We start from the raw sequence: 24,646 nt of genomic DNA on the forward strand, positions 1-24,646 counted from the left end.
AAAAAAATATCGAGATTTTCTGCGATTCACGGGAAGCCTAGAAATCCCGGAATAAAGCAGGAGACGGAGCAAATCACGGGCGGGCCGCAACAACGGCCGCCCAGTAAGGAGGAGGTTATATGGGGCGGATATCTGCCGCACGACACTGGCCGCTCGGTGCCGCAATCGCCGGCCTGCTGCTGTCGGCCTGCACGCAAGCGCCTGACATGTCGGGCATTGCCGCCGAACGCGAGCGTTCGGTCAAGCGTTACGACATCAGCCAGGCCATCGCCGGCAACGGCCAGGTTATCGTGGTCGGCACCCAGAGCGGGGTGGCGCTGCTTTCCCGCGATCAGGGCGCGACCTGGCAACGTCAGCCGCTCGGCCAGACGTCGCTGGTCGACATCGCGGTGTGTGCCGACAAGACTTTCGTCGCCATCGACCATTACCACAAGGTGTGGTCGGCCGACGCCGAAGGCAAGAACTGGCAGTCGGTCCAGCTCGAGCAGCCGCGCACGCCGCTGGCCGTGACCTGCAGCCCGCAGGGCGGCTGGTGGGTGGCCGGCACCAATGCCGTGATCGCCGGCAGCGCCGACAAAGGCAAGACCTGGCAGGTAACCGATCTCGGCGAGGATACCCAGATCACCGCCCTGCAGTTCGTCGACGCCAAACGCGTCGTCGCGGTGGGCGAATTCGGCCTGACCGTGATGTCCGACGACGGCGGCGCGAACTGGAAGAAGGGTCCGAAGATTCCCGGCGACTTCTATCCCTACGCCGCGCTGTTCCGCGACGCCCGCGAAGGCTGGGTGAGCGGCATTGCCGGCCAGATGCTGCACACCCGCGACGGCGGCCAGACCTGGCACAAGCAGGTCAATGCCACGCAGGCCGCGCTGAACCGCCTGTTCGTGCATGACGGCGTGCCCTACGGCGCCGGCAACGGCGGCATCGTCGCCCGTCTCGACGGCGACAGCTGGCGCAACGTCCCCTATCCCGATCCGCTGCCGATGTTCCTCGGCGGCGGTGCATCCCTGCCCGGCCAGGCGGCGGTCGTCATCGGCGGCCCCGGCGGCCTGCTGCGCGCCGTCGGCACGGCGACCAACAAATAGATTCGGGAGCGAGCAACACCATGGTCAGTCAAATTCGTCATTCCATTACCCATCGCCTGCATCAGGGCGAGGAGTGGATTTTCCGCAACCCGAAGATCGTGCTGTCGCTGGTCCTCGCGGTGACGCTGCTGTTCGGCATCGCGCTGCCCAAGCTGCGCGTGTTTACCGATTTTTCCGACCTGCTGCCGCAGAACCACGGCTACATCAAGGTCTACAACCGCCTGAAGGAGAACTTCGGCGGCGCCAACATGCTCGTCATGTCGATCGAGGTGGAGCAGGGCACCATCTTCAACGACGACACCCTGAAGCTGATCCACGAGGCGACCCAGGGCATCGACAACCTGCCCGGCGTGAACCACAACCTGGTCACCAGCCTGACCCACCGCACGGCACGCAAGGTCTTCCTCGACGACCAGGGCGGCTTCGCCTCCGAGTCCTACTACGACCCGCTCAAGCCGACGCGCACCGTGGCCGAACTGGAGCAGCTGAAGAAGGACGTCATCGCCAACCCGACCATCTACGGCCTGCTCGTCTCGCCGGACATGAAGGCGGCGCTGATCAAGGCCCAGCTCAACGAAGGCGACATCGACTACCCGGCCACCTTCGCCGCCCTGCAGGAAGTGCGCAAGGCGCTGGCCAAGCCGGGGCACCAGATCTACGTCACCGGCAATCCGGTGCTCACCGGCTGGGTCTATACCTACCTGAACCAGATCGTCGAGATCATGGCCTACACGCTGGCCCTGCTGGCGACGCTGCTCATCGTCTATTTCCGCCGCTTCTACGGTATCGCCCTGCCGCTGCTCGGTATCGCGCTGTCGTCGATCTGGGGCCTCGGTTTCATGGCGGCCATGGGCATCAACCTGGAACCGCTGTCGCTGCCCATCCCCTTCCTGATCGCCGCCCGCGCCACGTCGCACGGCGTGCAGCTGGTGGTGCGCTATTACGAGGAACTGGCCATCGTCCATGACGGCAAGAAGGCAGCACGCAATGCGCTGGATGCCCTGTTCCGTCCCGGTTCGCTGGCCATCATCGTCGACGCGGTCGGCATCGCCGTGCTGGTGCTCGGTGCCGCGCCGTTCAACCACAAGCTCGGCCTGGCCGCCGGCTTCTGGGGCTTCTCGGTCATCTTCACGGTGCACTTCATGGTGCCGCTGGCGCTGACCGTGCTGCCGGCGCCGAAGGAACACGCCAACGGCAACGAGGGCGTGCGCAACTTCCTGGCCAAGGCCATGGCGCTGACCGGCGGCACCGACGGCGGGGCGCGCTCCATCCTGATCCTGACCCTGATCGGCGCCATCGGCGGCGCCTACCTGGTCGGCAAGGTGCAGCTCGGCGAGTCCGAGCCCGGCTCGCCGCTGCTCCACCGCGACCACGACTACAACATCTCGACCAAGGCGATCAACACGCGCTTCCCGGGTTCCGAGGAACTGCACGTCGTGGCCCGTACCGACGACAAGGGCGGCATCAAGCGTCCCGAGGTGATGGCCGCCATCGAACGCTTCCAGGCGCACATGCTGTCCGACCCGCAACTGGGCGGCACCAAGGCGCTGCCGGGGGTGGTGCGCGTGGTCAACAAGCTGACCCACAACGACGACCCGCGCTGGATGCAGCTGCCCGACGCGGCCGACGAAATCGGCGGTCTGATGTTCGCCTACATGGCCTCCAGCCCGATTCCCGGCGCCCTGAAGGAGTTCATCACGCCGGACGAAAACGAGGCCGACATGGTGTTCTATTACAAGGACCACCAGGCCGACACCATCAACCGCATCGTCGCGCTGGCCGAGGAGGGCATCAAGCAGATCGAGAAGGAAGTGCCCGGCCTGCACGTCGAGCTGGGCGGCGGCATCATCGGCGTCACGGCGGCCGGCAACCAGGCGCTGCACACCGACCACATGATCATCATCCCGGCGGTCATGATCCTCGCCTTCGTCATCGTCATGGTCTATTACAGCTCGCTGCACGCCGGCTGGCTGATGATCCTGCCCATGCTGTTCTCGACGCTGATGACCTACGCCTACATGGGGGCGCTCAACATCGGCATCAACGTGAACACCGTGCCGGTCATCGCCGTCGGCGTCGGGGTCGGCATCGACTACGCGGTCTATTTCATGGACCGCATCCGCGAGGAATTCGCCGCGTTGCGCGACATCAAGCAGGCCGTCATCAACGCTGTGGCGACCACCGGCTACGCCGTCAGCTTTACCGCCGTGACGCTGATCGCCGGCGTCGTGATGTGGATATTCATGTCCGATCTGCGCTTCCAGTCGGATGCCGCCGTCCTCCTTTCTTTCATGCTCATCGTCAATGCGATCGCCGCCGTGCTGATCGTGCCGTCGTGGTGCGTGGTCTTCAAGCCGCAGTTCGTGACCGCCATCCACTACGACGAGGACGGGGTGCTCGAGAACGATTAACAACACTCCGGCCCGACCGGGGGGAACAGCAAGCATTTTTCCGACAACACCATTGGGGGTAAATCCATGGAGACAAACTTGAATACGGGAAGGCGTCTGTCGCTGCTGGCGGCGGTGCTGATTGGCAGCATCGCAACGCAGGCGTGGGGCAGCGAACTTCCCTCGCTGGGCGAGGATTCCTCGCCCTGGCAGGTCGATCTGACCTACGAAAACCACACCGTCAAGCGCGAGCACACCGGGCTGGCCAAGTTCCGCAACACCATGCAGGCCGAGTTCGACAAGCGCGCCGGCAACGGCTGGGGTATCCACGGCATCCTGCGCGGCAGCTGGGACGGCGTGTATCGCATGAACAGCAAGGAGTACGGCAACGATGCGGGCGGGGCTATCACCTCGCAATCGACCGTCAACGGCAACCAAGTGACGGTGCCCTGGGGTGTCGGCGCCCCGCCGGCCCCGCCGTTCAATACGGCGCTGGGTGGTCTGGCCCAGTTCCCGGCGAGCTATCCGAACAATCCCAACACCGGCCTGCGCGTCCTCGGCGACCGCTGGCATGGCACTGACGGCGGCGTCGGCTTCGCCGTACCGGTTCGCCCCTGTGACGTGGATAGCCGCGGCTGCCGCGACTTCGGCGGCTACGGCAACAAGACGCTGTCCGAACTGGAAATGCCCGAGTTCAACGACCGCCTCGACTTCATCCGCGAGCTGTACGCCAAGAAGACTTTCGGCCTCGGCGACGGCAAGGAACTGTTCGTCAAGGTCGGTAAGCAGCAGGTGGTGTGGGGCCGTACCGACCTGTTCCGCGTCCTCGACGTGATCAACCCGGTCGATTTCTCGCGCAACAACATCTACGACGAACTGTCCGACATCCGCATCCCGATGTGGATCGCCCAGGCCGAATACCGCATGGGCGCCAGCGACTGGATGCAGGACCGCAACTTCCAGATCGTCTGGAACTTCGACAAGTTCCGTCCGAACAACCTGGGGCAGTGCGGCACGCCGAACGTGATCCTCGACGCCGGCTGCTTCTTCCGCGGCATGGCCAACCTGTGGGACAACGGCGGCACGGTGGCCAACTTCGCCAACATCGCGCCGGGAACACTGCTCGCCACCAACTTCGGTCCGGGCCAGATCGGCCTGAAGGACGTGAACCTGCCGGACTGGAGCATTTCCAACACCCAGTTGGGCGCCAAGTACGAAGGCGTGACCATGGGCGGCCTGTCCTTCTCGCTGAACGCCCTGACCTACCGTTCGCAACTGCCGTCGCTGCATGGCGGCAAGCGCGCCACCAACTCCTTCACCGGCGCACAGCAGAACGCCTGGCCCTACCTGATCTCCTTCGACATGGAATTCCCGCGCGTCAATCTGGTCGGCGGCTCGATGGACTTCCAGATCCCGGCGGCCGGTGCAGCGGTGCGCATGGAAGCGGCCTATACGCAGGGCGAGGAATTCGCCAATACCATGCGTGAGCAGCTCTATTCGAAGAACGACGTGTTCCGCGCCGTCATCGGTGTCGACCGTCCGACCTTCATCCCCTTCATCAGCGAAACCTCCGCGACGCTGATCTCGGCCCAGCTGTTCTACCAGCACATCTTCCAGCACGAGTGGAAGCAGGAGCAGTACGGCCCGGTCGGCATGCCGGACTGGGAAAACAACTTCATCGGCACCCTGCTGATCAAGGGCTTCCTGAAGAACGGCTCGGTCAGCCCGCAACTGATCCTGGCGCATGACTTCCGCGCCCAGGCCACGGCCATCGCCCCGCAGGTGGAGTGGAACTACACCAACGACCTGAAGATCACCATCGGCGCCAACTACAAGCTGGCCGACGGCCGCGATCACTGGAAGTTCGACGACTGCCGCGCCTGTAATCCGTTCGCTCCCTTTACCGCTCCGGCCGGCGACGCCAACCCGAATACCCCGTATTCGCGCGGCTTCGGCGGCATGGAACCGCTCGGCCGCTTCCGCGCCGGCCCGATCGGCGCCGCCTTCAAGGAAAACGACATCTTCCTTCGCATCAACTACAAGTTCTGATCCAACAGAGGAGACATAGCGTATGAAAAAGCATCTGATTGCCCTGCTGCCCATGATGGCAGCCGGTGTGGTGGGCGTGGCGCAGGCCGCGACCGATGCCGATGTGGAAAACTCGTTCAACCCGTACAAGGCCGGCATGCCGAGCTTCCCCGGGCTGACCGCGGGCACCGTGATCAACAAGGCCAACGTCGACCAGTTCAAGGAAGTGCTCGGCGCCGGCGTGTACAAGCTGATCAAGGAAGGCCTGTTCGAAATGAAGGTCGGCGCGACGACCCAGTTCGCCATCAACAAGAACTACATCGACGCCACCAAGGCCAACCTGAACAAGACCAAGCTCGGCGCCAAGGCCGGCGAGATGATCACCGGCTACGTCGCCGGCCGTCCCTTCCCGGAAGAGCCGGACGCCAAGGACCAGCGTGCCGGCGAGAAGCTGGCCTGGAACTACAAGTACGGTGTGAACTGGGGCGACGGCGCGATCATTTCGCCGTTCTACTGGAAGTACCGCAACATGCAGACCGGCCAGGTGGAAAAGACCCTGAAGTGGGACTTCCACTTCCTGAACTTCATGCACCGGACCAAGGATGCGCCGATCCCGGAATTCACCCCGAACCCGTCGGGCATCTTCCGCGCCATCTACACCAAGGCGCACGAGCCGAACGACCTGAAGAACACCCAGCTGCTGATTCAGCGTTTCGAGGATGACGCCAAGCTGGACGACGCCTACCTCTACCTCGGCTTCCAACGTCGCGTTCGTCGCCTGGCGCAAGGCCAGGTGACCGACGCCTTCCTCGGCTCCGACCTGATGATCGAGGACTTCGAAGGCTACAACGGCCGCGTCTCCGACATGCACTGGACCTACAAGGGCACCAAGAACATCCTGCTGCCGATGTGGAACCACAACGAACTGAAGCTGGCGTCCGACATGCCGGCCGAAGCCGACGGCTACAAGTACGTCGATTTCGCCGGCCAGGGCAAGTGCTTCCACGAAGGCACCTGGCAGCTGCGCAAGGTCTATGTCCTCGAAGCCGCCCCGGTCAATACCAACCACCCGGTCAGCAAGCGTGTCTTCTACATGGATACCCAGCTGCAGAACCTGAACGGCGCCAACGAGATCTACGACCGCAAGGGCGAGCTGTGGAAGGTGTTCATGGTCGGCAAGTCGCACCCCGATCAGCATCTGCCGGTCAACAAGGGCTCGGGTATCGGTATCGACGATGCCTTCTCGATGGTCGACCTGCAGTCCAAGCACTGCACCACCGGCCAGTTCAAGGGCCAGGTCGATCCGAAGAAGAACCCGCCGGGACTGTTCCAGGTGCAGAACCTGCGCGGCGGCGACTGATCTTTCTTTCCTGCACCCTATGGGGTGTCTCTGCGGTCGGGGGGCTTACTGCGTTGAGCTCTACCCACCTTTCAGGAGGCTTCGGCCTCCTTTTTTTTGCCCAGGTTTTTGCCAACCTGGGCCTTGATCCAGTCGCGCTGCGCTTCGCGGCGGCGCTTGTCGGTCAGGCGTTCGACGATGCGCGCGCCGACCTCGGCAAAGGGCAGCATGCCGTTGGGCAGGATTTCGTCGCAGCGGATGATGTGGAGGCCGATGGGGGATTCGAGTACGGCGCTGATCTCCCCAACGTTCAGCGCGAAGGCGGCCGGCTCCAGCGCGGCGTACAACTGCTCGTGTTTGACCACGCCGAGCATGCCGCCTTCCATCGCCGTCGGGCACTGCGAGTCGCGCAGGGCGGCGGCGGCGAAGGCTTCCGGGTCCTTGAGCTTGCTGCGCAGGCCTTCCAGCGTGAGCAGCGCCTTTTCCTTTTCACTGTCGTTGTTGAAGGTGATCAGGATGTGGCGCAGGCGGCGGGCTTCCGGGCGGTCGAAGGCCTCCGGATGCAGGCGGTAGTAGATTTCGGCATCGACCAGGCTGACGGCGGGAACGGCCGAAGCGACCTTCTCCAGCACGGCTTCGACGCGCAGGTCGCGCTCGACGGCTTGTTCCAGGTCGGCCATCGTCAGCCCGCTGCGTTCGAGGTCGTGGGCGAATTCGTCCTGCGCCGGGTAGCGCTGGCGAATTTCGCCAATGCGGTTGGCCAGCGTGGCGGCCGGCACGACCACGTTGGCTGCGGCGGCACTGGCCAGGATGCTCTGCTCGATGCTGTCCTGCTTGCGCGCCACGCCGTCGAGCCGATGGCGTTCCGGTTCGCTCAGCGCCTCGGGGCCTTTCTGGAACAGCTCCCAGGACAGTTTCAGTTCGAGATAGCCGAGTGCTTGCATGGCTTCACTCCCGGGCCTCGGCCGCGGCGAGGGCGGCTTCCGGTATCTGCAGGACGCGGCCGGGCAGGCTGTCGAAGTGGATGTGATAGGCGACGCCGCCCGGCGCATCGCGAATGACCTTGATCACCTCGCCGACGGCGCCCAGCTCAACCAGCACCTCGCCGCCGACGGCCAGCTGTTTGGCGGCGCGCACCTTTTCGCGGAATTCGAATTTCGACGGCGTCCATTCCTCTTCGGCGCCGATCAGTTCTTCCTCGCGGCAACCGACGATCTTGCCCTCGTCGAGGAAATTGACCGAGTAGATGACCTGGTCCTGCAGGAAGGTGCCGACATCGACGACATAGCCGACGCTGCCCCGGCGGACGAGGAAGGCACCCGGATCGAGGCCGGGATAGGTGCCGTCGTTGCGGACGTTGCGAGTGAGTCGCACCGCCTCGCCGTACTCCCAGCGGGCGTTCATCATGCGCGGAACACCTTGTCGAGCGACACGAAGGAGCTGAAGCCGCCGCCCGGCTGGGCCTGGTTCTGGAAGACGGCGAAGACCTTTTCCTTGATCGAGTTCGATTCGACGAAATCCTGGTAGGCGCGCTCCAGCCACAGGCGGTAGATGCCGCGCTGCTGGTCTTCCTGCGGCGGCAGGTTGGGTGCCTGCTTGGCCAGGTAGTCGTGGAAGCGCTGCAGGATGTGCAGGCGGTTCACATGGACGACAGAGGGCTCGTAGGGGACTTCGAAATATTCGAGAAAGTCCTCGGCCGAAACCAGTTCTTCCATGGCTTCTTCGAGGGTCAGGGCGATGTCTTCCATGGTGCCTCCTCAGGCGATGGCAAGGGTGATGGATGGGGTGGCGGCCGGCGTGTTTTCGGTTTGAAACTCGTCGACTACTTCGAGCAGCTTGGCCGCCCCGAGATGGTCGCGGCTGTCCAGTGCGGCCAGCTTGTTCAGCCGGTCGCGCGATTCGGCGATGCGGCCGAGGCGGAGCAGGACGATGCTTTCGGCTTTCAACGCCAGCAGGTAGAAGCGGAGCAGGCCGAAGGAGGTGGCGGCGGCCGAGCCGAGCTGGGTCTCGTCGATCTGCCGCCAGTCGTTGGGGATGCCGAGGTGGCGGGCGGAAACGCGCTTGGCGTGCTCGGCGACGATCAGCACCTCGTCGAGGCGGTGCTGGTAGAAGTAGTAGCGGTACAGGCTGACCAGCACGGTCAGGTGCTCGGGCGCCAGCAGGTTGGCGCGCAACAGGGCCAGTTCGGCCGCCGGGTCGCCGTAGTCGCTGGCCGCCTGGGCGATCAGCAGCTCGGCTTCGGCGGGCAGGGCGTCTTCGAAGTAGAGTTTGCAGTCGGAGAAGTCGAGCAGGTCCATGTCAGTGCATCGCCTCATGCATGGCTTCGTGCATTGCGTCTGTCTCGCAGCACAGGTCGCCGGCCGAACAGGTGCGGCATTCGCCGCTGTGCTCGGTCGGCGGCGGTTCGTGGCGCAGTTCGGCCAGTTCCTTTTCCAGCGTCTCGATGCGTTCGATCAGGCAGGCGATGGACTTGGCCACCGGGTCGGGCATCACGTTGTGGTCGAGATCGATGCCGTCGGTGAGGCGTGCCGGGCCGACCCGGGTGTCGACGATCCGGCCGGGAACCCCGACGACGGTCCGGTCGGCCGGCACATCCTTGACGACGACCGAATTGGCGCCGACGCGCACGCGCGCGCCGATGCTGATCGGGCCGAGTATCTTGGCACCAGCCCCGACGACCACGCCGTCGGCCAGGGTCGGGTGGCGCTTGCCCTTGTTCCATGAGGTGCCGCCCAGCGTGACGCCGTGGTAGAGCGTGACGTCGTCGCCGATCTCGGCCGTTTCGCCGATCACCACGCAGGCGCCGTGATCGATGAAGAAGCGGCGGCCGATGGTGGCGCCGGGGTGGATGTCGACATTGGTCAGCGTGCGCCCGAGGAAGGACAGGAAGCGGGCCGGGAAGCACCAGCCGGACTGCCACAGGCGATGCGCCAGGCGATGGGTGAGGATGGCATGGACGCCGGGGTAGGTGGTCAGCACCTCCAGGGTCGAGCGGGCTGCCGGGTCGCGCTGGAAGACGCAGGCCAGGTCCTCCTTGAGGGTGGCCCACAGGTCGGGGGCTGTCGGTGAGGGCGGCACGGGGGCGCTCATGGTCATCGCTTCAGGCATGGTGATGGCTCCGCAACGAAGCCAGAAGGTCGCGCAGGTCGGACACTTCGGGAGGGTGCTTGTGTTCGGCCACGAAGGCGCGGACGTGGGGCAGCATGGCCTGCGCCTCGCTGTCGCCGAGTTCGATGCCGAGCCCGGCATAGACGACCTGCACGGCACGCGTTCCCGAATGCTTGCCGAGGACGATGCGGTGCGCCTGACCGACCTCGCGCGGGTCGAAACCCTGGTAGTTGTCCGGGTGCTTCAACAGGCCATCGACGTGGATGCCGGCCTCGTGCGTGAAGGCACCGGCGCCGACGACGCTCTTTTGCCACGGAATGGCGCGGCCGGAAGCGCTGGCCACCTTGGCCGACAGCGACGGGAAACCCTTGAGGTCGATGCCGGTGGCGATGCCGTGCAGCTTGTTCAGGCCGAGCACCACTTCTTCCAGCGGCGCATTGCCGGCCCGTTCGCCCAGCCCGTTGACCGTAGTATTGACGTGTGTCGCGCCGGCCTTGCAGGCGGCCAGCGTGTTGGCGGTGGCCAGCCCCATGTCGTCGTGGGCGTGCATCTCGATTTCCAGGCCGCTGCGCCGGCACAGGGTGGAAATTTTGTCGTAGGTGCCGAAGGGTTCGAGGATGCCCAGCGTGTCGGCGAAGCGCAGGCGGCGGGCGCCGGCCCGTTCGGCGGTTTCGGCCAGGGCGCACAGGAAATCCATGTCAGCGCGCGAGGCGTCCTCGCAGCCAAGGCCGACTTCGAGGCCGAGGGACAGCGCGGCGCCGATGTACTTGGGCAATTCGCGCAGCAGCCAGGCGCGGTCCTGCTTCAGCTTGTAGGCCAGGTGCTGGTCGGAGGCGGGCACCGAGATGTCGATCAGGTGGGCGCCGAGACCGGCGCAGGCGGCGATGTCGGCCGGGTGCATGCGGCTCCACACCATCAGGCGCGGCGCCAGCTTGAGATTGGCCACGGCGCGGATCGATTCGCGTTCCTCGTCGCCCATGGCCGGGATGCCGACTTCCAGTTCCGGCACGCCGATGGCGGCGAGTTGGCGGGCGATGTCCAGCTTTTCATCCAACGAAAACGCCACGCCGGCCGATTGTTCGCCGTCGCGCAGGGTGGTGTCGTTGATGGTGATGAAAGACTGGGTCATGGCAATCTCCTTGCTGTTTCCGTAGCAAGGGTGGTGCCAGACTTCAAGTTATTGAATTGTTGTGTGTTTTTGTTGGCGTGTCCGGCTGTTGTCGGAGGCGTGTCGCGAATGCGACAAGGATAGAGCGGCTCAGATCGCCGCTTGGCTCGTCGCTGTGGCCGACTTGGGCAGCGCCACCGAAAACACCGTCGCCGTCGCGTCCGAAGTCACCGAAATCCGCCCCTGGTGGGCGAGGACGATGGAGCGGGTGATGGCCAGGCCGAGACCGGTGCCTTCGCTCGATTGGTCGAGCTTGCCGAAGCGGTCGAAAATCCGCTCCATGGCCTCGGGGGCGATCGGCCGTCCGGTGTTGGCCACCGCCACCACGGCCATGCCGCCCTCGTCGTGCAGGCTGACGGTCACCCAACCGCCGGCCGGCGTGTGGTGGATGGCATTGACCAGCAGGTTGCCGATGGCGCGCTCCAGCATCAGGCGGTCGCCCTCGGCGGCGAGGCGGGCGCCGCTCAGATGCACGGCGACGTTGTCGGCGAGCAGGCCGTAGTACTCGAGCAGCCGTTCACACAGGGCGTGCAGGTCGAGCCGTTCGCGGTGCGGCACGATCAGCCCGTGGTCGGCTTTGGCGAGGAATAGCATGTCGGCGATGATCCGCGTCAGCCGGTCGTATTCCTCGAGGTTGGAAGCGAGCAGTTCGCGGTATTCGTCGGCACTGCGCGAGCGGTTCAGCGAAACCTCGGTCTGCATGCGCAGGCTGTGGATGGGGGTGCGCAGTTCGTGCGCCAGGTCGGCGGAGAAGTCGGACAGGCGGGCGAAGGACTCCTCCAGGCGGCCCAGCATGTCGTTGAAGGCACCGACTAGCTCGGCCAGTTCCGGCGGCACGTCCTGCTGTGGCATGCGCTCGGCCAGGCGGCCGGCGGAAATGCGGCCGGCGGCCTGGGCGATGGCGCGCACCGGGCGCATGCTGTGGCGGACGATGAGCATGCCGACGACCACCGTCAGCACGGCGGCGGCGAGCACGGCCCACCAGAAGTCACGCTGCAGCTGGTCGAGAAAATCGGTGTGGTGGTGGATGTCGCGGGCGACGACTACGCGCACCGCTTCGCCCCAGCCGGTTTGCTCGTTGCCGGCCACGGCACGGTAGTCCATGCCGTCCTCGCGCAGCCGGGTCGGTTGCTCGCCAACCCCGGCCGAGGCGGCGGCCAGCGAGGCGGCCAGGCCCTCTTCCGGCCAGCGGAAAAGCGCGCCGGAAGAGCCATCGACGGCGACGATGATGCCGTGTTCGCCGACCAGCGCGTCGCTCAGGCGGTTGGCGAAGGCGGCCGGCGATTCGGCCTGGCTGCCGATGTGGCGGGCCAGCGCCAGCTTGCCGAGCAGTTCGTGGGCATCGAGCTCAGCCATGTGCTGGTCGGTCGACCGGCTCAGGTAGATGCCCAGCGTGGCGAAAACGAGGATGGCGAGCAGTGCGAAGGCCAGCGCCAGGCGCAGGGTGATCGAGTGCCGCCAGTTGCTGACAGTCAGCGCCACGCTCAACGGATTTCCATCACGTAGCCCATACCGCGCAGGGTGTGGATCAGCTTGGGCGTGAAGTCGTCGTCGACCTTGGCGCGCAGGCGGCGGATGGCGACCTCGACGACATTGGTGTCGGAGTCGAAATTCATGTCCCACACCTGCGAGGCGATGAAGCTGCGCGACAGCACCTCGCCCTGCCGGCGCAGGAAGAGTTCGAGCAGGGCGAATTCCTTGGCGGTCAGGTCGATGCGCTGGCCGGCGCGGGTGGCGCGGCGTTTCAGTACATCCAGTTCGAGATCGGCGACGCTCAGGGCATCCGCTTCCTTGGCCCGGCCGCGGCGGAGCAGGGTGCGCACGCGGGCGAGCAGTTCCGAGAAGGCGAAAGGCTTGACCAGGTAATCGTCGGCGCCCAGTTCCAGCCCCTTGACCCGGTCCTCCACCTGGTCGCGGGCGGTCAGGAAGAGCACCGGCAGGTCGCGGCCGGCGGCGCGCAGGGTTTTCAGCACCTGCCAGCCGTCGAGGCCGGGCAGATTGACGTCGAGGATCAGCAGGTCATAGTCGCCGGCCAGCCCTTCGTGCATGCCGTCCAGCCCGTTGCGCACCAGATCGGCCGGAAACCCGGCCTCGCCCAGCCCCTGCTTGAGATAGTCGCCGGTCTTGGTTTCGTCTTCGACGATGAGAATCTTCATGCCGGTATTGTGCCCGAGATGCCGGCGGCTTGTCTGGCGGGGCGGGGGCGCATGGGTGTTTGCTTTTGCGAGTTGGATGGTTCAAGTCCGACCCAAACCCCGCCATTCGTGCTTACCCAAATAAAATGGGGCTCACAGACCGCTGTGCGTTGTCTGTACCCCCCGGTTGAACTGGTGCGATGAATTCATCCAGAAATTACGGGCCTGATCAGATAATCCATAGAATTTCCATCAAGCAAAAAATAAAAACCCCGCCGAAACGGGGTGGCCGACAGGGACTCAAGTCAAGCCTTGCGACGACGTGACGTTGCAAAGCCTAAAAATCCAAGGCCGATAAGTACAATTGTTCCGGGTTCGGGCACGGTGCCGCAGTTATTTCCACATTCCGATCCGGCGCCGATGAGAGGAGCAACATCATCAATGAAACTATTGACAAATATTGAGCCGAACCAGTCCGGGTGCGTAATGTCGTGTGACTGGGTGTAGTCAATCAGCGTCAGGCTGCCACAACCAGCGACAAGGGCAATTCCGGAACCGTTGAGTGCTCCTTGGTCAAAATCGCAGATAAATGAAGTATCGCTTGTCGTCAGCCCGCTCCCATCCAACGCACTCATTGTGCCTGTACGTCCAGCACCGAACATCGTGATCAGGTTGGTGAACGGATCGAAAATCAAACCATGGGCCGGCAGGACGGAGGAATACAGTCGTGTGGTTACCCCGGTAGAAAGATCGATCGTTCCGAGATTCCCGCCACCATTCGGACTCCCGTTAACGTAGAAGACTGCACCGTTCAGTCCAAATGCAATTTGCGTAACACCGGAATCCCCACCTGTAATCGTAGTCGATGTACTACCGGTGCCGACCGGAACGGCAACGGTATTTAGTCGCCCTCCAAAATCACTCGTGTAGACTTTGTTCCCGTTTGGGTCCAAGGTGAGGTGAAAGCTTGGCGCGCCCGTGTTTTGAGTATTGACCACCGAGCCCGTATTTTTATTTACCTCATAAACATTACCTGAGCCCTGGCCTCCGACCAGCAGGTTTCCGTTTGAGCCGAAGATAATGCCGTCCGCTCCATTGGTTGACGCGATATTTGTATTGTTATTAAGGCTATAGGCGTTGGTTACGGTGTCATATCCGAAACCGATGCTCCAGACATTTTGGCCTCCATTGTAGGTGGTGTAGTAAAGCGATCCGGTATAGAGCGTCGCATGCGAACTTGTCATCCCCACGACAAGCGCCACCAGAAAAGTGCTACGAATCGCCAAGGTAAAGGGCTTTTTCATAACATCCTCCAATCCTGCTGTGCATTGCCAATCAATGCGGGGCTAAAAAAGCAATTGCTAGGCCAGTGGTGTTATTTATAAATAAATCAATTTCTTATTTTTGAATCGCCTTGCAGCTGATATGGCTATGTAAATATTTTCGACATTAATCGCATGGATAACGATATTGGAACGGTAGGGGTAGGCCATGATTCTGGCCTCCGGTATCCGCGAAGCTGCAAGCTATGAGATCAGCTTCCGGGCTTCCCATCAAAACTTCTGCGTATATTCAACAATATACGCATCGCTGACATGCTGCCCGGTGTGCGCATTCCAGCTGCGTGCCCAGCGAAACTCCAGTTCGCTGCGCTCGCTCAGGTCAAAGCTCGGCCCGATGCGGAATTTGTGCAGGTCGTGCTCCTTGCTGGCATCGATGCCATGCACGAAGCGGTAGCCGACCATCATTTCGACATGCCGGAAGGCGTACTTGAAGCTGGGTTCGACGTAGTAATAGAAAAAACTCTCGTCACCTTGAGTGCTGTGCCCAAGCAGTCCGCGCAGCACGATCTTGGCGTCGTCGGTGAGCGGAAACTCGTGGCGGATGCGTACGCCCGCCTTGCGTTCCCTCGAGTGCTCGCCGCTCTCCCGGTCGTACTCCTGGGCACCTTCGAGCAGCAGTTCGACCATGCTGATCCACGGGTTGTCCAGCTTGAGGCCGGGCACCAGGGTGATGCCCCGGCTTTGCCAGGCGTTGCCGGCGCCGTTTTCCAGTTCGTACTCGATGCCGAATTTGGCCTTGCCTTCGTCGAACCAGTCGGCAGCAGCGATACCGGGCGACAGCGCCAGTGCCAGGCAGAGCGCCATGGAAAAGCGATCACGCAGCGACAACATTAAATCTCTCCCGGGCCGCTCAGGCCAGCGCGCCGGCGCCGAATTCGACCATACCGAGGCGGGCGGCCAGGTGCATGAGCTTGAAATCGTTGTCGGCGTCGAGCTTCTGGCGGATCAGCGTCAGGTAGTTCAGAACGGTCTTCGGGCTCAGGTGCATCGAAGTGGCGATCTCCTGGGCCGACTCGCCATGCACGAGCAGGCGAAGGACTTCGAACTCGCGCGGGGTGAGGTTGTGCAGGACGGGATTGCCTGTCGTCGCATCGTTCCCGACCAGATGCGCGATGTCGCTGGAGAACACGCGTTCGCCGGCGACGACCCGGCGGATGCCGGCGATCACTTCTTCCGGTTCGCTGTGCTTGGTGAGGTAGCCGTGCGCGCCGCTCTTCAGCGCCTGGGTGATGTGGCCGGCGCTGTCGTGCATGGACAGCACGAGGACGCGCAAGTCGGGCTGGCGGGACAGGATGCTGCGTATCGCTTCCAGGCCGCTGCTGCCTTTCAGGCTCAGATCGACGAGCGCCACATCCGGCTGCGTTTTCTGCACCAGGGCATTGGCTTCGCTGGCATTGGCCGCTTCGCCGACCACTTCGAAATCGGGTTCGGCCGACAGCAGGCGCCGGTAGCCGGTGCGCACGACGGCGTGGTCGTCGATCAGGATGATGCGGATCATGCGTAGGCCTCCATCGGCAAAGACAGGTCGTTGCCGACCTGGGCCAGCGGCAGCCAGGCGCTCAGGTACAGCCCGCCGCCGGCATTCGGTTCCAGCTGCAGCTTGCCGCCGACCATGTCCAGGCGTTCGGCGATGCCGAGCAGTCCTCTGCGCCGCTTGGGGCCGTCCTGCGGCAAGCCGTGGCCGTCGTCGCTGATCGCCAGGCGTACCCATTCCCCGTCGCGCACGGCGCTCACCCGGCAAACGCTGGCGCCGCTATGGCGAACGACGTTGGTGAGCGCTTCCTGTGCGATGCGGTAGATGGTCAGGGCAACTTCCTCATCGACATCCGGAAACGGCGCCGGGAGGTCGAGTTCGAAGGTGATGCCGGTTTCCCGGCTGCGCCAGCCGTCGATCAGGTCGCGTAGGGTCGAGGCTAGCCCGCTGGCGTCGAGGCCGTGCGGGCGCAGCGATTTGAGCAGCGCCCGCAGTTGGGCGCCGCTGGTCCGGATGTCGCGGCGCAGGTCGTTGGCGCATTCGGTCACGGCCTCCGGAGCCAGTTGCTGGGCATTGCGGGCGAGATGGGCGGCGGTGGCGTTGAGCGAGGTCAGGGTCTGGCCCATCTCGTCGTGCAGTTCGCGGGCCAGGGCCCGGCGTTCGTTTTCCTGGACCGAAATCAGCTGCTGGGCGAGGGCATGCTGGGCGGCTCGCGCTTCGCCCAGGGCGTCGGCCAGGTAGTCGATGGCATCGGCGACACGGCGGAATTCGCGCAGCGCGAAGCCCGGCAGCACCGGCCGCTTTTCGCTGCGGGCGAGGCCGTGCAAGGCGTCCTCCAGGGCACGGACCGGGCTGAGCGCACGGTCGGCCGACCACCAGACGACCAGCAGGGTTGCTCCAGAAAAGAGCAGCAGGGTGATCAAAATTCGAGCGGTGTCGCCGAGCCGCTCCTCGATTTCCGAGTTGGGATTGGCGGCGATGTACAGCGTCTGGCCGCCGATGCGGATCTCCTGTTCATCCGGCACTTCGCTGCTGTGGCCCAGCCAGTCGAGCAGCAAATGGGATTTCCGCTCGGCCGGGGCCTGCTCCGGGGTGCGGATGGTCAAATGGCGGATTCCCGCTTCGGACAGGCGTTCGGCCAGCTCGGAAGGGTCGCGCAGCGCGGCGTTCTCGGCGGCCAGCAGGACGCCGACCAGGCGGGTCGAGGCGCCGACCTCGGAGGCGATATCCGCGCGCAGCGAGTAAAGCTGAATGATGACGGCAATCGCCATCAGGCTTGCCAACAGCAGGCTCAGCGAGCCGATCAGCCGACGACGCAGGTCCATGGTCCCCTCTTTGTCTTTTTTGTCCGATGCTCATCTGCAGCTTTCGTACCAGCCCGATTTCGCTGGATGGCAGCGAATTCACGTCGGGAAAAATTCCCTATTGCCGACCCGCCGGGACCGGGATACTCGCCGCCATTCCGACCGGGCTGGCTGTCGTCCGGTCGATCCGAAAATATCAGGAGACAACAGGTGGCAAAGCAGACTTTCCCGGGGGCAGTACGAAAAGAGCCCAATCTACGCCAAGCGGCCATCGCCGTCATCGTCGGCGCGCTGTTCCAGGCGCCCCATGCCGGGGCCGAGCAGGCCGTCGCCCTGCCGACGGTCGAAGTGATCGGGACGACGCCCCTGCCGGGCAGCAGCCTGGCCAAGGAGCAGATTCCTTCCAACGTCCAGTCGCTGGGCACGGCCGCCATCCAGGACCCGACCAGCGCCAACCTGCCGGATCTGATGAATCGCCGGCTGGGGGGCGTCTTCGTCAATGAAATGCAGGGCAACCCCTATCAGCCGGACGTCAACTATCGCGGCTTCACCGCCTCGCCGCTGCTCGGCACGCCGCAAGGGCTTTCCGTGTACATGGACGGCGTGCGCCTGAACCAGCCGTTTGGCGACGTGGTCAGCTGGGACCTCATTCCGCGCTCGGCCATCGCCTCGACGACGCTGATGCCCGGCTCCAACCCGCTGTTCGGGCTGAATACCCTGGGCGGTGCCCTGGCGATCCAGACCAAGGACGGCTACAGCAACCCGGGCAGCGCCGTGCAGGCGCTCTACGGCAGCCATAACCGGCAGGCGCTGGAAGTCGAGCATGGCGGCCACAACGACCAGGGGCTGCACTGGTTCGTCACCGGCAACGCCTTCAAGGAGGACGGCTGGCGCGACGATTCGCCGAGCCGCGTCGGCCAGTTGTTCGGCAAGCTGGGCTGGATGGACGCCAAGACCGATATCTCGCTGACCGCCGCGCTGGCCGAAACCAAGCTGACCGGCAACGGCTTGCAGGAAGGGCGCCTGCTCGGCCGCGATTACGGCAGCGTCTACACCAAGCCGGACGAGACGCGGAATCGCTCGCTGTTCCTGAATGTGGCCGCCAAGCACAGCGTCAATGACAACGTACTCGTTTCCGGCAATACCTATTACCGGAAGATCAGGACGTCGACGCTGAACGGCGACATCAACGAAGACTCGCTCGACCAGAACACCTATCTGCGCAACGCCGGCCCCAACGGCAATCCGAACCGCACCTGGCTGACCAATAACGGCTACGCGGGGCAGTTCCCGCTCTTTGCGGAAAACGCGGCCAATACCCCCTTCCCGAAGTGGGCCTGTATCGCCCAGGCCGGGCTCAACGACGAACCCGCCGAGAAATGTAACGGCCTGATCAACCGCACCGAAACCACCCAGGAAAACTACGGCTGGAGCGGCCAGTTCACGGTCTTCGGCAAGCTCGCCGGCCTGAAGAACCAATTCACCGGCGGCGCCGGCTACGATGCCAGCCGCATGCATTTCAAGCAGACCACCCAGCTCGGCTATCTCAATCCCGACCGCAGCATCACCGGCATCAATGCCTTTGGCGACGGCGTCACCGGCGGCAACGTGGACGGCGAGCCCTACGACAACCGGGTCGATCTGAAGGGGACGAGCCACACCTGGAGCCTGTACGCCACCGATACCCTCAGCGTCCGGGATCTGCTGCACGTGACGCTGTCCGGGCGTTACAACATGACCGTGGTGCACAACCGTGACGCCATTACGCCGGGCGGCGGCAGCGGCTCGCTGGATGGCGATCACCGCTTCAGCCGCTTCAATCCGGCGGTCGGCGTAGCGCTGACCCCGAGCCCGGCGCTCAATGTCTATGCCGGCTACAACGAAGGCAGCCGCACGCCGACGGCCATCGAACTCGGCTGCGCCGACCCGGCCAATCCGTGCAAGCTGCCCAATGCCATGGCCGGCGATCCGCCGCTCAAGCAGGTGGTGACCAAGACCTGGGAAGCCGGCCTGCGTGGCGCCATCGGCAACGCCAGCTACTGGAACGTCGGCGTCTTCCGCGCTGAAAACCACGACGACATCCTGTTCGTCGCCGACAACGCGGCCGGCTTCGGCTATTTCAAGAACTTCGGCAAGACACGCCGCCAGGGCATCGAGTTGGGTGTCGATACGCAGATCGGCGATTTCACGCTGGCCACCAGCTACACCTATCTGGACGCCACCTTCCAGAGCAACGAAACGATCAATGCCGAGGCCAACAGCAGCGCCGACGCCAACGGCAACATCGCCATCCGGCCGGGCAGCCGCATGCCGCTGATCCCGCACCATATCTTCAAGCTGCATGCCGATTGGCGGATCAGCCAAGCGTGGTCGGTCGGCATGGGGATGCTGGGCACTTCCGGCTCACTGGCCCGCGGCAACGAAAACGGCCAGCACCAGGCCGACGGCAGCCATTACATCGGTTCCGGCAAGACCGCCGGCTACGCCATCTTCGATCTGAGCGGCAAGTACCGCGCGACGCAACGGCTGAGCTTCTTCGCCCAGGTGAACAACCTCTTCGACCGCAAGTACGCCACCGCGGCCCAGCTCGGTCCGACCGGCTTCGACGCCAACGGCAACTTCGTGGCCCGTCCGTTCAATCCGAACCTGGTGGGGGGCGGCGACAATTCGACGTTGTCGTCGACCTTCTATGCCCCCGGCGCGCCGCGCACCTTCTGGGCCGGCGTCCGCTACGAGTTCGGCAAGTAACCCCGCGTAGCGTTTCGGGCCGGCATCTTTCCCTGCCGGCCCGCTGATTCGGTCAGATCGTGTATTGGGTGACCGACTTTTCCATCCGTTCAACCATGCTGTTCAGGTCATCCACCCGCGCCGTGGTCTGGCTGACCACCGACATGTTCTGATCGGTCATCGCGGAGACCTGTTCGACGCTCTGCGCCATGATGGTCATGGCCTGCTCCTGCTCCTTCGAGGAATGGGAAATGTCGTTCACCATCTCCATGGTGACGGCCATTTGGCTATTGATTTCGCGCAGGGCGTTTTGTGCGTTTTGCACCAGGGTGACGCCATTTTCGACCTGGGTGGCGCCGGTGCGCATGCTGTCGACCGCCTTGCCGGTTTCGTCCTGCACGCCCTGGATCATGTGGCGGATTTCCTCGGTGGCCTTGGCAGTGCGTTCGGCCAGCTTGCGCACTTCATCGGCCACCACGGCGAAACCGCGCCCCGTCTCGCCGGCCCGTGCCGCCTCGATGGCGGCGTTGAGGGCGAGCAGATTGGTCTGGTCGGCAATGTCCTTGATGACGCCGGTGATCCGCGAAATCTCTTCGGACTGCTGTCCCAGGCGCTCGACCTGGGCGGCTGAGGTTTTGACCGTCTCGGCCAGGGAAAGAATGGTGGCGCAGGCTTCTTCGGACAGCTTCTCGCCGTCGGCCGACACATCGGCGGCGGCCTGGGCGGCGCTGCGCGTCGAATCCGCGCGGGTGGCGACTTCGCCGATCGAGACGGTGATTTCCTCGATGCCGGCGGCGGCGGTGGAGGTCGCATCGCTTTGCACGCGGGCCGATTGATTGACGTTGGCGATGCCCTGGCTGACTTCGTTCGAAATCAGGTGCACCTGGTGGGCCGTGTCGGCCATGCCCTGGATGGTGGCCTGGACCGACGAGACGAAACGGTCGATCTTGCGGATCAGGACGCCCAGTTCGTCCGGGCGGGAGAGGTCGAAGCGGAGTTTCAGATTGCCGCTGATCAGCAAGCGTTCGAGATAATCGCCGGCCTTGTCCAGGTCGCCGCGCAAGCGGGGTACAAAAAAGATCAGGAAGAACAGGCTCCACAGGATGCCCAGCCCACCCGCGATCTGCAGGGCAATAGCGGGTAGCCAGGCGGAGGCGAGCACGCCCACGCTGAGCAGCAGGGCAAAAATGCCGAACAGCATGGGCTGCAGGCCGAGGCCGGCAAACAGGGAGAAGGGCGAGGCATGCTTGGGAACCGCCCGGCCGTGGAAAATGCGTATTGACTTGTCGCCGCGCTTCAGGCGCTTATAGACCGCTTCGGAGGCGTTGATCTCGTCGCGGGTAGGGCAGGTGCGAACCGACTGATAGCCGACGATCTGGCCATTCTCGCGGACTGGCGAAGCATTGGCGACCACCCAGTAGAAGCCGCCATCCTTCCGCCGGTTCTTGACGATGCCGCGCCACGGCCGGCCCTGCTTCAGGTCGCGCCACATGTCTTCGAAGGCTTCCGCCGGCATGTCCGGGTGGCGCACCATGTTGTGCGGCTGGCCGAGCATCTCCTCGCGCGGATAACCGCTGATATTGGCGAAGGCTTCGTTTGCTTCGGTGATGTTGCCTTGCAGGTCGGTGCGGGAGTAGATGAACTGACCTTCGGGAAGCAGGGTTTCCTGCTGGGTTACCGGCTGGTTGTTGCGCATCGAGATCTCTAAGTTGGCGTGGGGCAATATGCTCGCTGGGAGCACGGCTGTCGGATTTTTCTTACAATCTGCCCTCAGGGTAATTAAAACCAAAGCACTAGGCTATTAGTTATAACCCGTAGTTTTTCCGCTGTAACAGCCTGAGAAATCGATAATCTTTATGACTCTGGATCAGCCGTTTGCGCGGCGGCTGTCGTCGGGCGCTTCGCTGCGCTCGTCCATGCCGTAATCCCGCACCACCGAGGCGACGCGTATCCGGTATTCGGCAAATACGCTGGCCCGCCCGGTGGCCTGCGCCTGGCGATGCTCCTCCAGATTGCGCCAGGCGCGAACGGCCTCCTCGTCGCGCCAGAAGGAAAGCGACAGGTACTTGCCTTTGGTGGCCAGGCTTTCGAAGCGCTCGATGGAGATGAAGCCGTCGATGTCCTGCAGGCGCGGCTTGAGTTCGGCGGCGATGTCGAAATACGTCTGGGCCCGCTCGGCGACGGGCCACACTTCAAAGATGACTGCGATCATGAAAATCTCCTGGGGTGTTGTGCCGGGCGCTGCCGGCGATCATGGCACAGTGATTCGTCCGGCGGCGATCTTTCGCTGCCGCCGGTTCAGGCCGCGCCCCGGTCGCTATCGCTCTGCGGCCTGAACCGGGTGGCGGGCACCGTGCGCCCCACGCTGTCGTCCTCCCGGCGCGGTGTGCCGAGCGTGGTTGCGAGCGGGATCACGCCGGCCCACACCGGCCAGTCCAGATCCTCGTCGTCGTCCTTGACCCCGAAGTCGCGCGCCTTGGCCGACGCCTCGGCGAGCGGAATGCGCAGCACGCCGGTGGCGTTCAGTTCCTTGTCATTGATCGGGCGCAGCGTGTCCCAGCGTTCGGGATAGAGGCTATCGATGAGGGCCTTGAGGCTGCGTTCCTTCTCGGCCGGTTCGGTGACCAATTCAAAGCGGCCGTAGACCACCACCGAGCGGTAGTTCATCGAGTGGTGCATGGCCGAGCGGGCCACGACCAGGCCGTCGGCCAGCGCGATGGTGAGGCAGGCCTCGCCCTCGGTCAGCGCCGTGAGCATGCGCGACGCCTTGGCGCCATGGATGTACAGGTGCTCGCCGTCGCGCCAGTGGATGGTGGGGATGGCGTGCACCGCACCGTCGATCTGGAAGGCGACGGTGCAGATGACCGCCGCGTCGACGATGGCGTTGATGGCCTCGACGTCGTAGCGGGCGCGCTCCGGCTTGCGGCGGATGCGGGTGCGGGGAGAGGGGGCGGTGGATTGAGTCATGCAGGCAGGGCTCCGTGATGTCGATGGCTCCACTGTACGGATGGCGTGGTACTGTTAGTAGTGCCACAAAACGAATAATTCATGGAGCCACGATGGAGCTGGACTGGCTGCTCGCCCCGCCCTTGCCGGAAACCATGCCGCGACAGCGCGTGCTCTACCACCGCTTGCGCGATGCCATCCTGATCGGCCGCCTGGCGCCCGGCACGCCCCTGCCGGCCAGCCGCAGCCTGGCGGCGTCGCTGAAGATCGCCCGCAATACCGTCCTCTTCGCCTATGAGCAACTGGTCGCCGAAGGCTGCCTGGCGGCGGATCGCCAGGGAACGCGCGTGGCGCTGCTTCCGGCGCGGCTCGCTACGGCGCCGAGCCGCGCGGACGAATCCGGCGCGCCGCTGCAACTCTCCACCCGCGCCGCGGCGGCCTTGCAGCCCGAACCGGCACGCGAGGCGGCGGCCTTGCCATTTGCCCCCGGCACGCCGGACTACGGCGCCTTTCCCTTCCGCAGTTGGCGTGCCTGCCTGGAACGCGCCTGGCGCGATGCCGGGTGGCGTCAGCTCGGCTATGCCGCGCACGGCGGCGACCCGGCGCTGCGTGCAGCGCTGGCCGGTCACCTGACCACCGTCCGCGGCCTGGCGGTGGACGCCGGGCAAATCGTCATCACCAGCGGCACGCAGGCGGCGCTCGACCTCTGCGCCCGGCTGCTCGCCGATCACGGCGACACCGTGTGGGCCGAGAATCCCGGCTATCTGGCTGCTCGCGTCGCCTTTGGCTTGGCCGGGCTGCGCGTGCATGACGTGCCGGTGGACAGCGAGGGGCTGGCGCCGAGCGAAACCGACTGGTCCGGGCATCCACCGCGCCTGATCATGATCACGCCGTCGCACCAGTACCCGACCGGCCGCGTCATGTCCCTGCCGCGGCGCCTGGCGCTGATTGCGCGCGCCCGCCAGTCCGCCGCGTGGATCATCGAGGACGACTACGACAGCGAATTCCGCCGCGCCGGCCCGGCACCGCCGGCACTGTTCGGCCTGCAGCCCGACGCCCCGGTGGTCTATGTCGGCACCTTCAGCAAGACGCTCTATCCCGGCCTGCGCCTCGGCTACTTGGTGCTGCCCCACGCCGTCGCCGCCGACTTCGCGCGCGCCACTACCCAGGCCACGCGCGCCGGGCAGGGCATCGAACAGCGCGCGCTCGCCGATTTCATCGAGCGCGGCTACTACACCGCCCATCTGCGCCGCATGCGCGCCCGCTATGCCGCGCGGCAGCTCGCCCTGCGCGCGGCCTTGAAGGAAGCCTTTGGGCCGTCCGTGGAACTGTCGGGCGGCGACGCTGGCCTGCACCTGGTGATGTGGTTGCCGGATGGGGTACGCGATAGCGAGGTGGCGGCGCGTGCCGCGCAACTGGGGTTGGGCCTGCGCGCCCTGGGCAGCTACACGCGGCCGCCGGTGGCCTGCAACGGGCTGGTACTGGGCTACGGAAGTCTGGCAGAGGGGATGGTCGGCGAGGCCGTGCGCCGCTTGGCGGCGGCGGTTCAGTCGGGGCACACCGCAGCGTGAAAATTGACTGCTGTTGCAGAGTTATTAC

The 24,646-nt window shown here is 64.5% G+C and carries 21 protein-coding genes; 6 read left to right on the forward strand and 15 right to left on the reverse strand.

From position 1 onward, the window contains the following. Nucleotides 1–119: 119 nt before the first annotated feature. From LZ012_RS07800 to LZ012_RS07815, 4 genes are all read left to right on the forward strand, one after another. Complete coding sequence (locus LZ012_RS07800; protein WP_275709300.1) at nucleotides 120–1,085, forward strand: WD40/YVTN/BNR-like repeat-containing protein; 966 nt, start codon at nucleotides 120–122, stop codon at nucleotides 1,083–1,085. A gap of 20 nt (nucleotides 1,086–1,105) precedes the next feature. Next, nucleotides 1,106–3,496, forward strand: coding sequence for an efflux RND transporter permease subunit (locus tag LZ012_RS07805; RefSeq protein WP_275709302.1), 2,391 nt, complete (start codon nucleotides 1,106–1,108; stop codon nucleotides 3,494–3,496). Nucleotides 3,497–3,574: 78 nt separating this feature from the next. Continuing rightward, nucleotides 3,575–5,524: a DUF1302 family protein gene (locus LZ012_RS07810; RefSeq protein WP_275709304.1), complete on the forward strand. Its 1,950-nt coding sequence runs from the start codon at nucleotides 3,575–3,577 to the stop codon at nucleotides 5,522–5,524. A gap of 22 nt (nucleotides 5,525–5,546) precedes the next feature. Continuing rightward, nucleotides 5,547–6,863, forward strand: a complete 1,317-nt coding sequence (locus LZ012_RS07815; protein WP_275709305.1) for a DUF1329 domain-containing protein — start codon at nucleotides 5,547–5,549, stop codon at nucleotides 6,861–6,863. Nucleotides 6,864–6,934: 71 nt separating this feature from the next. On the opposite strand, the gene nifM is transcribed toward LZ012_RS07815, so the two are convergent. The 12 genes from nifM to LZ012_RS07875 form a co-directional block, all read right to left on the reverse strand. After that, a complete protein-coding gene (nifM, locus tag LZ012_RS07820) occupies nucleotides 6,935–7,786 on the reverse strand; it encodes a nitrogen fixation protein NifM (protein ID WP_275709307.1) in 852 nt (283 codons plus the stop codon). A 4-nt stretch (nucleotides 7,787–7,790) separates the two neighbouring features. Next, nucleotides 7,791–8,249 carry a nitrogen fixation protein NifZ gene (locus tag LZ012_RS07825; RefSeq protein WP_275709310.1) on the reverse strand — a complete coding sequence of 153 codons (459 nt, stop codon included), beginning with the start codon at nucleotides 8,247–8,249 and terminating at the stop codon, nucleotides 7,791–7,793. Continuing rightward, nucleotides 8,246–8,590, reverse strand: a complete 345-nt coding sequence (gene nifW, locus LZ012_RS07830) for a nitrogenase-stabilizing/protective protein NifW (RefSeq protein ID WP_275709312.1) — start codon at nucleotides 8,588–8,590, stop codon at nucleotides 8,246–8,248. Before nifW ends, LZ012_RS07825 begins: the two co-directional genes overlap by 4 nt. Nucleotides 8,591–8,599: 9 nt before the next feature. Then, nucleotides 8,600–9,157, reverse strand: a complete 558-nt coding sequence (locus tag LZ012_RS07835) for a hypothetical protein (RefSeq protein ID WP_275709314.1) — start codon at nucleotides 9,155–9,157, stop codon at nucleotides 8,600–8,602. Next, nucleotides 9,141–9,950 (reverse strand): serine O-acetyltransferase, encoded by an 810-nt coding sequence (gene cysE, locus LZ012_RS07840; RefSeq protein ID WP_275709316.1) that lies wholly within the window; start codon nucleotides 9,948–9,950, stop codon nucleotides 9,141–9,143. Before cysE ends, LZ012_RS07835 begins: the two co-directional genes overlap by 17 nt. Continuing rightward, on the reverse strand, nucleotides 9,943–11,079 hold the full coding sequence (gene nifV, locus LZ012_RS07845) for a homocitrate synthase (RefSeq protein WP_275709318.1): 1,137 nt from the start codon (nucleotides 11,077–11,079) through the stop codon (nucleotides 9,943–9,945). Before nifV ends, cysE begins: the two co-directional genes overlap by 8 nt. Nucleotides 11,080–11,208: 129 nt before the next feature. Continuing rightward, the gene (locus LZ012_RS07850) at nucleotides 11,209–12,600 is read right to left on the reverse strand and encodes a heavy metal sensor histidine kinase (protein WP_275709320.1); all 1,392 of its coding nucleotides are present in this window, start codon (nucleotides 12,598–12,600) and stop codon (nucleotides 11,209–11,211) included. Nucleotides 12,601–12,602: 2 nt separating this feature from the next. Further along, the gene (locus LZ012_RS07855; RefSeq protein ID WP_275709322.1) at nucleotides 12,603–13,274 is read right to left on the reverse strand and encodes a heavy metal response regulator transcription factor; all 672 of its coding nucleotides are present in this window, start codon (nucleotides 13,272–13,274) and stop codon (nucleotides 12,603–12,605) included. A gap of 284 nt (nucleotides 13,275–13,558) precedes the next feature. Continuing rightward, nucleotides 13,559–14,557: a PEP-CTERM sorting domain-containing protein gene (locus LZ012_RS07860; protein WP_275709324.1), complete on the reverse strand. Its 999-nt coding sequence runs from the start codon at nucleotides 14,555–14,557 to the stop codon at nucleotides 13,559–13,561. Between the two features lie 249 nt (nucleotides 14,558–14,806). Beyond that, nucleotides 14,807–15,427: a hypothetical protein gene (locus LZ012_RS07865; RefSeq protein WP_275709326.1), complete on the reverse strand. Its 621-nt coding sequence runs from the start codon at nucleotides 15,425–15,427 to the stop codon at nucleotides 14,807–14,809. 19 nt (nucleotides 15,428–15,446) lie between these two features. After that, nucleotides 15,447–16,094, reverse strand: a complete 648-nt coding sequence (locus LZ012_RS07870) for a response regulator (protein ID WP_275709328.1) — start codon at nucleotides 16,092–16,094, stop codon at nucleotides 15,447–15,449. Continuing rightward, entirely contained in the window at nucleotides 16,091–17,395 is a 1,305-nt protein-coding gene (locus LZ012_RS07875; RefSeq protein WP_275709330.1) for a sensor histidine kinase, read from the reverse strand. Before LZ012_RS07875 ends, LZ012_RS07870 begins: the two co-directional genes overlap by 4 nt. Nucleotides 17,396–17,584: 189 nt before the next feature. Here LZ012_RS07875 and LZ012_RS07880 point away from each other — a divergent pair, with 189 nt between their 5' ends. After that, nucleotides 17,585–20,122 (forward strand): TonB-dependent receptor, encoded by a 2,538-nt coding sequence (locus LZ012_RS07880; RefSeq protein WP_275709332.1) that lies wholly within the window; start codon nucleotides 17,585–17,587, stop codon nucleotides 20,120–20,122. A 52-nt stretch (nucleotides 20,123–20,174) separates the two neighbouring features. Here the strand turns inward: LZ012_RS07880 and LZ012_RS07885 are convergent, their stop codons facing one another. The 3 genes from LZ012_RS07885 to LZ012_RS07895 all read right to left on the reverse strand — a co-directional run bounded on the left by LZ012_RS07885 (nucleotide 20,175) and on the right by LZ012_RS07895 (nucleotide 23,068). Then, a complete protein-coding gene (locus tag LZ012_RS07885; protein ID WP_275709334.1) occupies nucleotides 20,175–21,797 on the reverse strand; it encodes a methyl-accepting chemotaxis protein in 1,623 nt (540 codons plus the stop codon). A 171-nt stretch (nucleotides 21,798–21,968) separates the two neighbouring features. Beyond that, nucleotides 21,969–22,313: an antibiotic biosynthesis monooxygenase family protein gene (locus LZ012_RS07890; protein WP_275709336.1), complete on the reverse strand. Its 345-nt coding sequence runs from the start codon at nucleotides 22,311–22,313 to the stop codon at nucleotides 21,969–21,971. A gap of 86 nt (nucleotides 22,314–22,399) precedes the next feature. Beyond that, nucleotides 22,400–23,068 carry a pyridoxamine 5'-phosphate oxidase family protein gene (locus LZ012_RS07895; RefSeq protein ID WP_275709338.1) on the reverse strand — a complete coding sequence of 223 codons (669 nt, stop codon included), beginning with the start codon at nucleotides 23,066–23,068 and terminating at the stop codon, nucleotides 22,400–22,402. A 92-nt stretch (nucleotides 23,069–23,160) separates the two neighbouring features. On the opposite strand from LZ012_RS07895, the gene pdxR reads away from it, so the two are divergent. Continuing rightward, a complete protein-coding gene (gene pdxR, locus LZ012_RS07900) occupies nucleotides 23,161–24,618 on the forward strand; it encodes a MocR-like pyridoxine biosynthesis transcription factor PdxR (RefSeq protein WP_275709340.1) in 1,458 nt (485 codons plus the stop codon). Nucleotides 24,619–24,646: the final 28 nt, after the last annotated feature.

Source organism: Dechloromonas hankyongensis (assembly GCF_022012295.1).
Classification (GTDB): domain Bacteria; phylum Pseudomonadota; class Gammaproteobacteria; order Burkholderiales; family Rhodocyclaceae; genus Azonexus; species Azonexus hankyongensis.

Coding starts and splice junctions, on each gene's coding strand:
- LZ012_RS07800 (WP_275709300.1), top strand. CDS start 120: ATGGGGCGGATATCTGCCGCACGACACTGGCCGCTCGGTGCCGCAATC.
- LZ012_RS07805 (WP_275709302.1), top strand. CDS start 1,106: ATGGTCAGTCAAATTCGTCATTCCATTACCCATCGCCTGCATCAGGGC.
- LZ012_RS07815 (WP_275709305.1), top strand. CDS start 5,547: ATGAAAAAGCATCTGATTGCCCTGCTGCCCATGATGGCAGCCGGTGTG.
- nifM (WP_275709307.1), bottom strand. CDS start 7,786: ATGCAAGCACTCGGCTATCTCGAACTGAAACTGTCCTGGGAGCTGTTC.
- LZ012_RS07825 (WP_275709310.1), bottom strand. CDS start 8,249: ATGATGAACGCCCGCTGGGAGTACGGCGAGGCGGTGCGACTCACTCGC.
- nifW (WP_275709312.1), bottom strand. CDS start 8,590: ATGGAAGACATCGCCCTGACCCTCGAAGAAGCCATGGAAGAACTGGTT.
- LZ012_RS07835 (WP_275709314.1), bottom strand. CDS start 9,157: ATGAGGCGATGCACTGACATGGACCTGCTCGACTTCTCCGACTGCAAA.
- cysE (WP_275709316.1), bottom strand. CDS start 9,950: ATGCCTGAAGCGATGACCATGAGCGCCCCCGTGCCGCCCTCACCGACA.
- nifV (WP_275709318.1), bottom strand. CDS start 11,079: ATGACCCAGTCTTTCATCACCATCAACGACACCACCCTGCGCGACGGC.
- LZ012_RS07855 (WP_275709322.1), bottom strand. CDS start 13,274: ATGAAGATTCTCATCGTCGAAGACGAAACCAAGACCGGCGACTATCTC.
- LZ012_RS07860 (WP_275709324.1), bottom strand. CDS start 14,557: ATGAAAAAGCCCTTTACCTTGGCGATTCGTAGCACTTTTCTGGTGGCG.
- LZ012_RS07865 (WP_275709326.1), bottom strand. CDS start 15,427: ATGTTGTCGCTGCGTGATCGCTTTTCCATGGCGCTCTGCCTGGCACTG.
- LZ012_RS07870 (WP_275709328.1), bottom strand. CDS start 16,094: ATGATCCGCATCATCCTGATCGACGACCACGCCGTCGTGCGCACCGGC.
- LZ012_RS07875 (WP_275709330.1), bottom strand. CDS start 17,395: ATGGACCTGCGTCGTCGGCTGATCGGCTCGCTGAGCCTGCTGTTGGCA.
- LZ012_RS07885 (WP_275709334.1), bottom strand. CDS start 21,797: ATGCGCAACAACCAGCCGGTAACCCAGCAGGAAACCCTGCTTCCCGAA.
- LZ012_RS07890 (WP_275709336.1), bottom strand. CDS start 22,313: ATGATCGCAGTCATCTTTGAAGTGTGGCCCGTCGCCGAGCGGGCCCAG.
- LZ012_RS07895 (WP_275709338.1), bottom strand. CDS start 23,068: ATGACTCAATCCACCGCCCCCTCTCCCCGCACCCGCATCCGCCGCAAG.
- pdxR (WP_275709340.1), top strand. CDS start 23,161: ATGGAGCTGGACTGGCTGCTCGCCCCGCCCTTGCCGGAAACCATGCCG.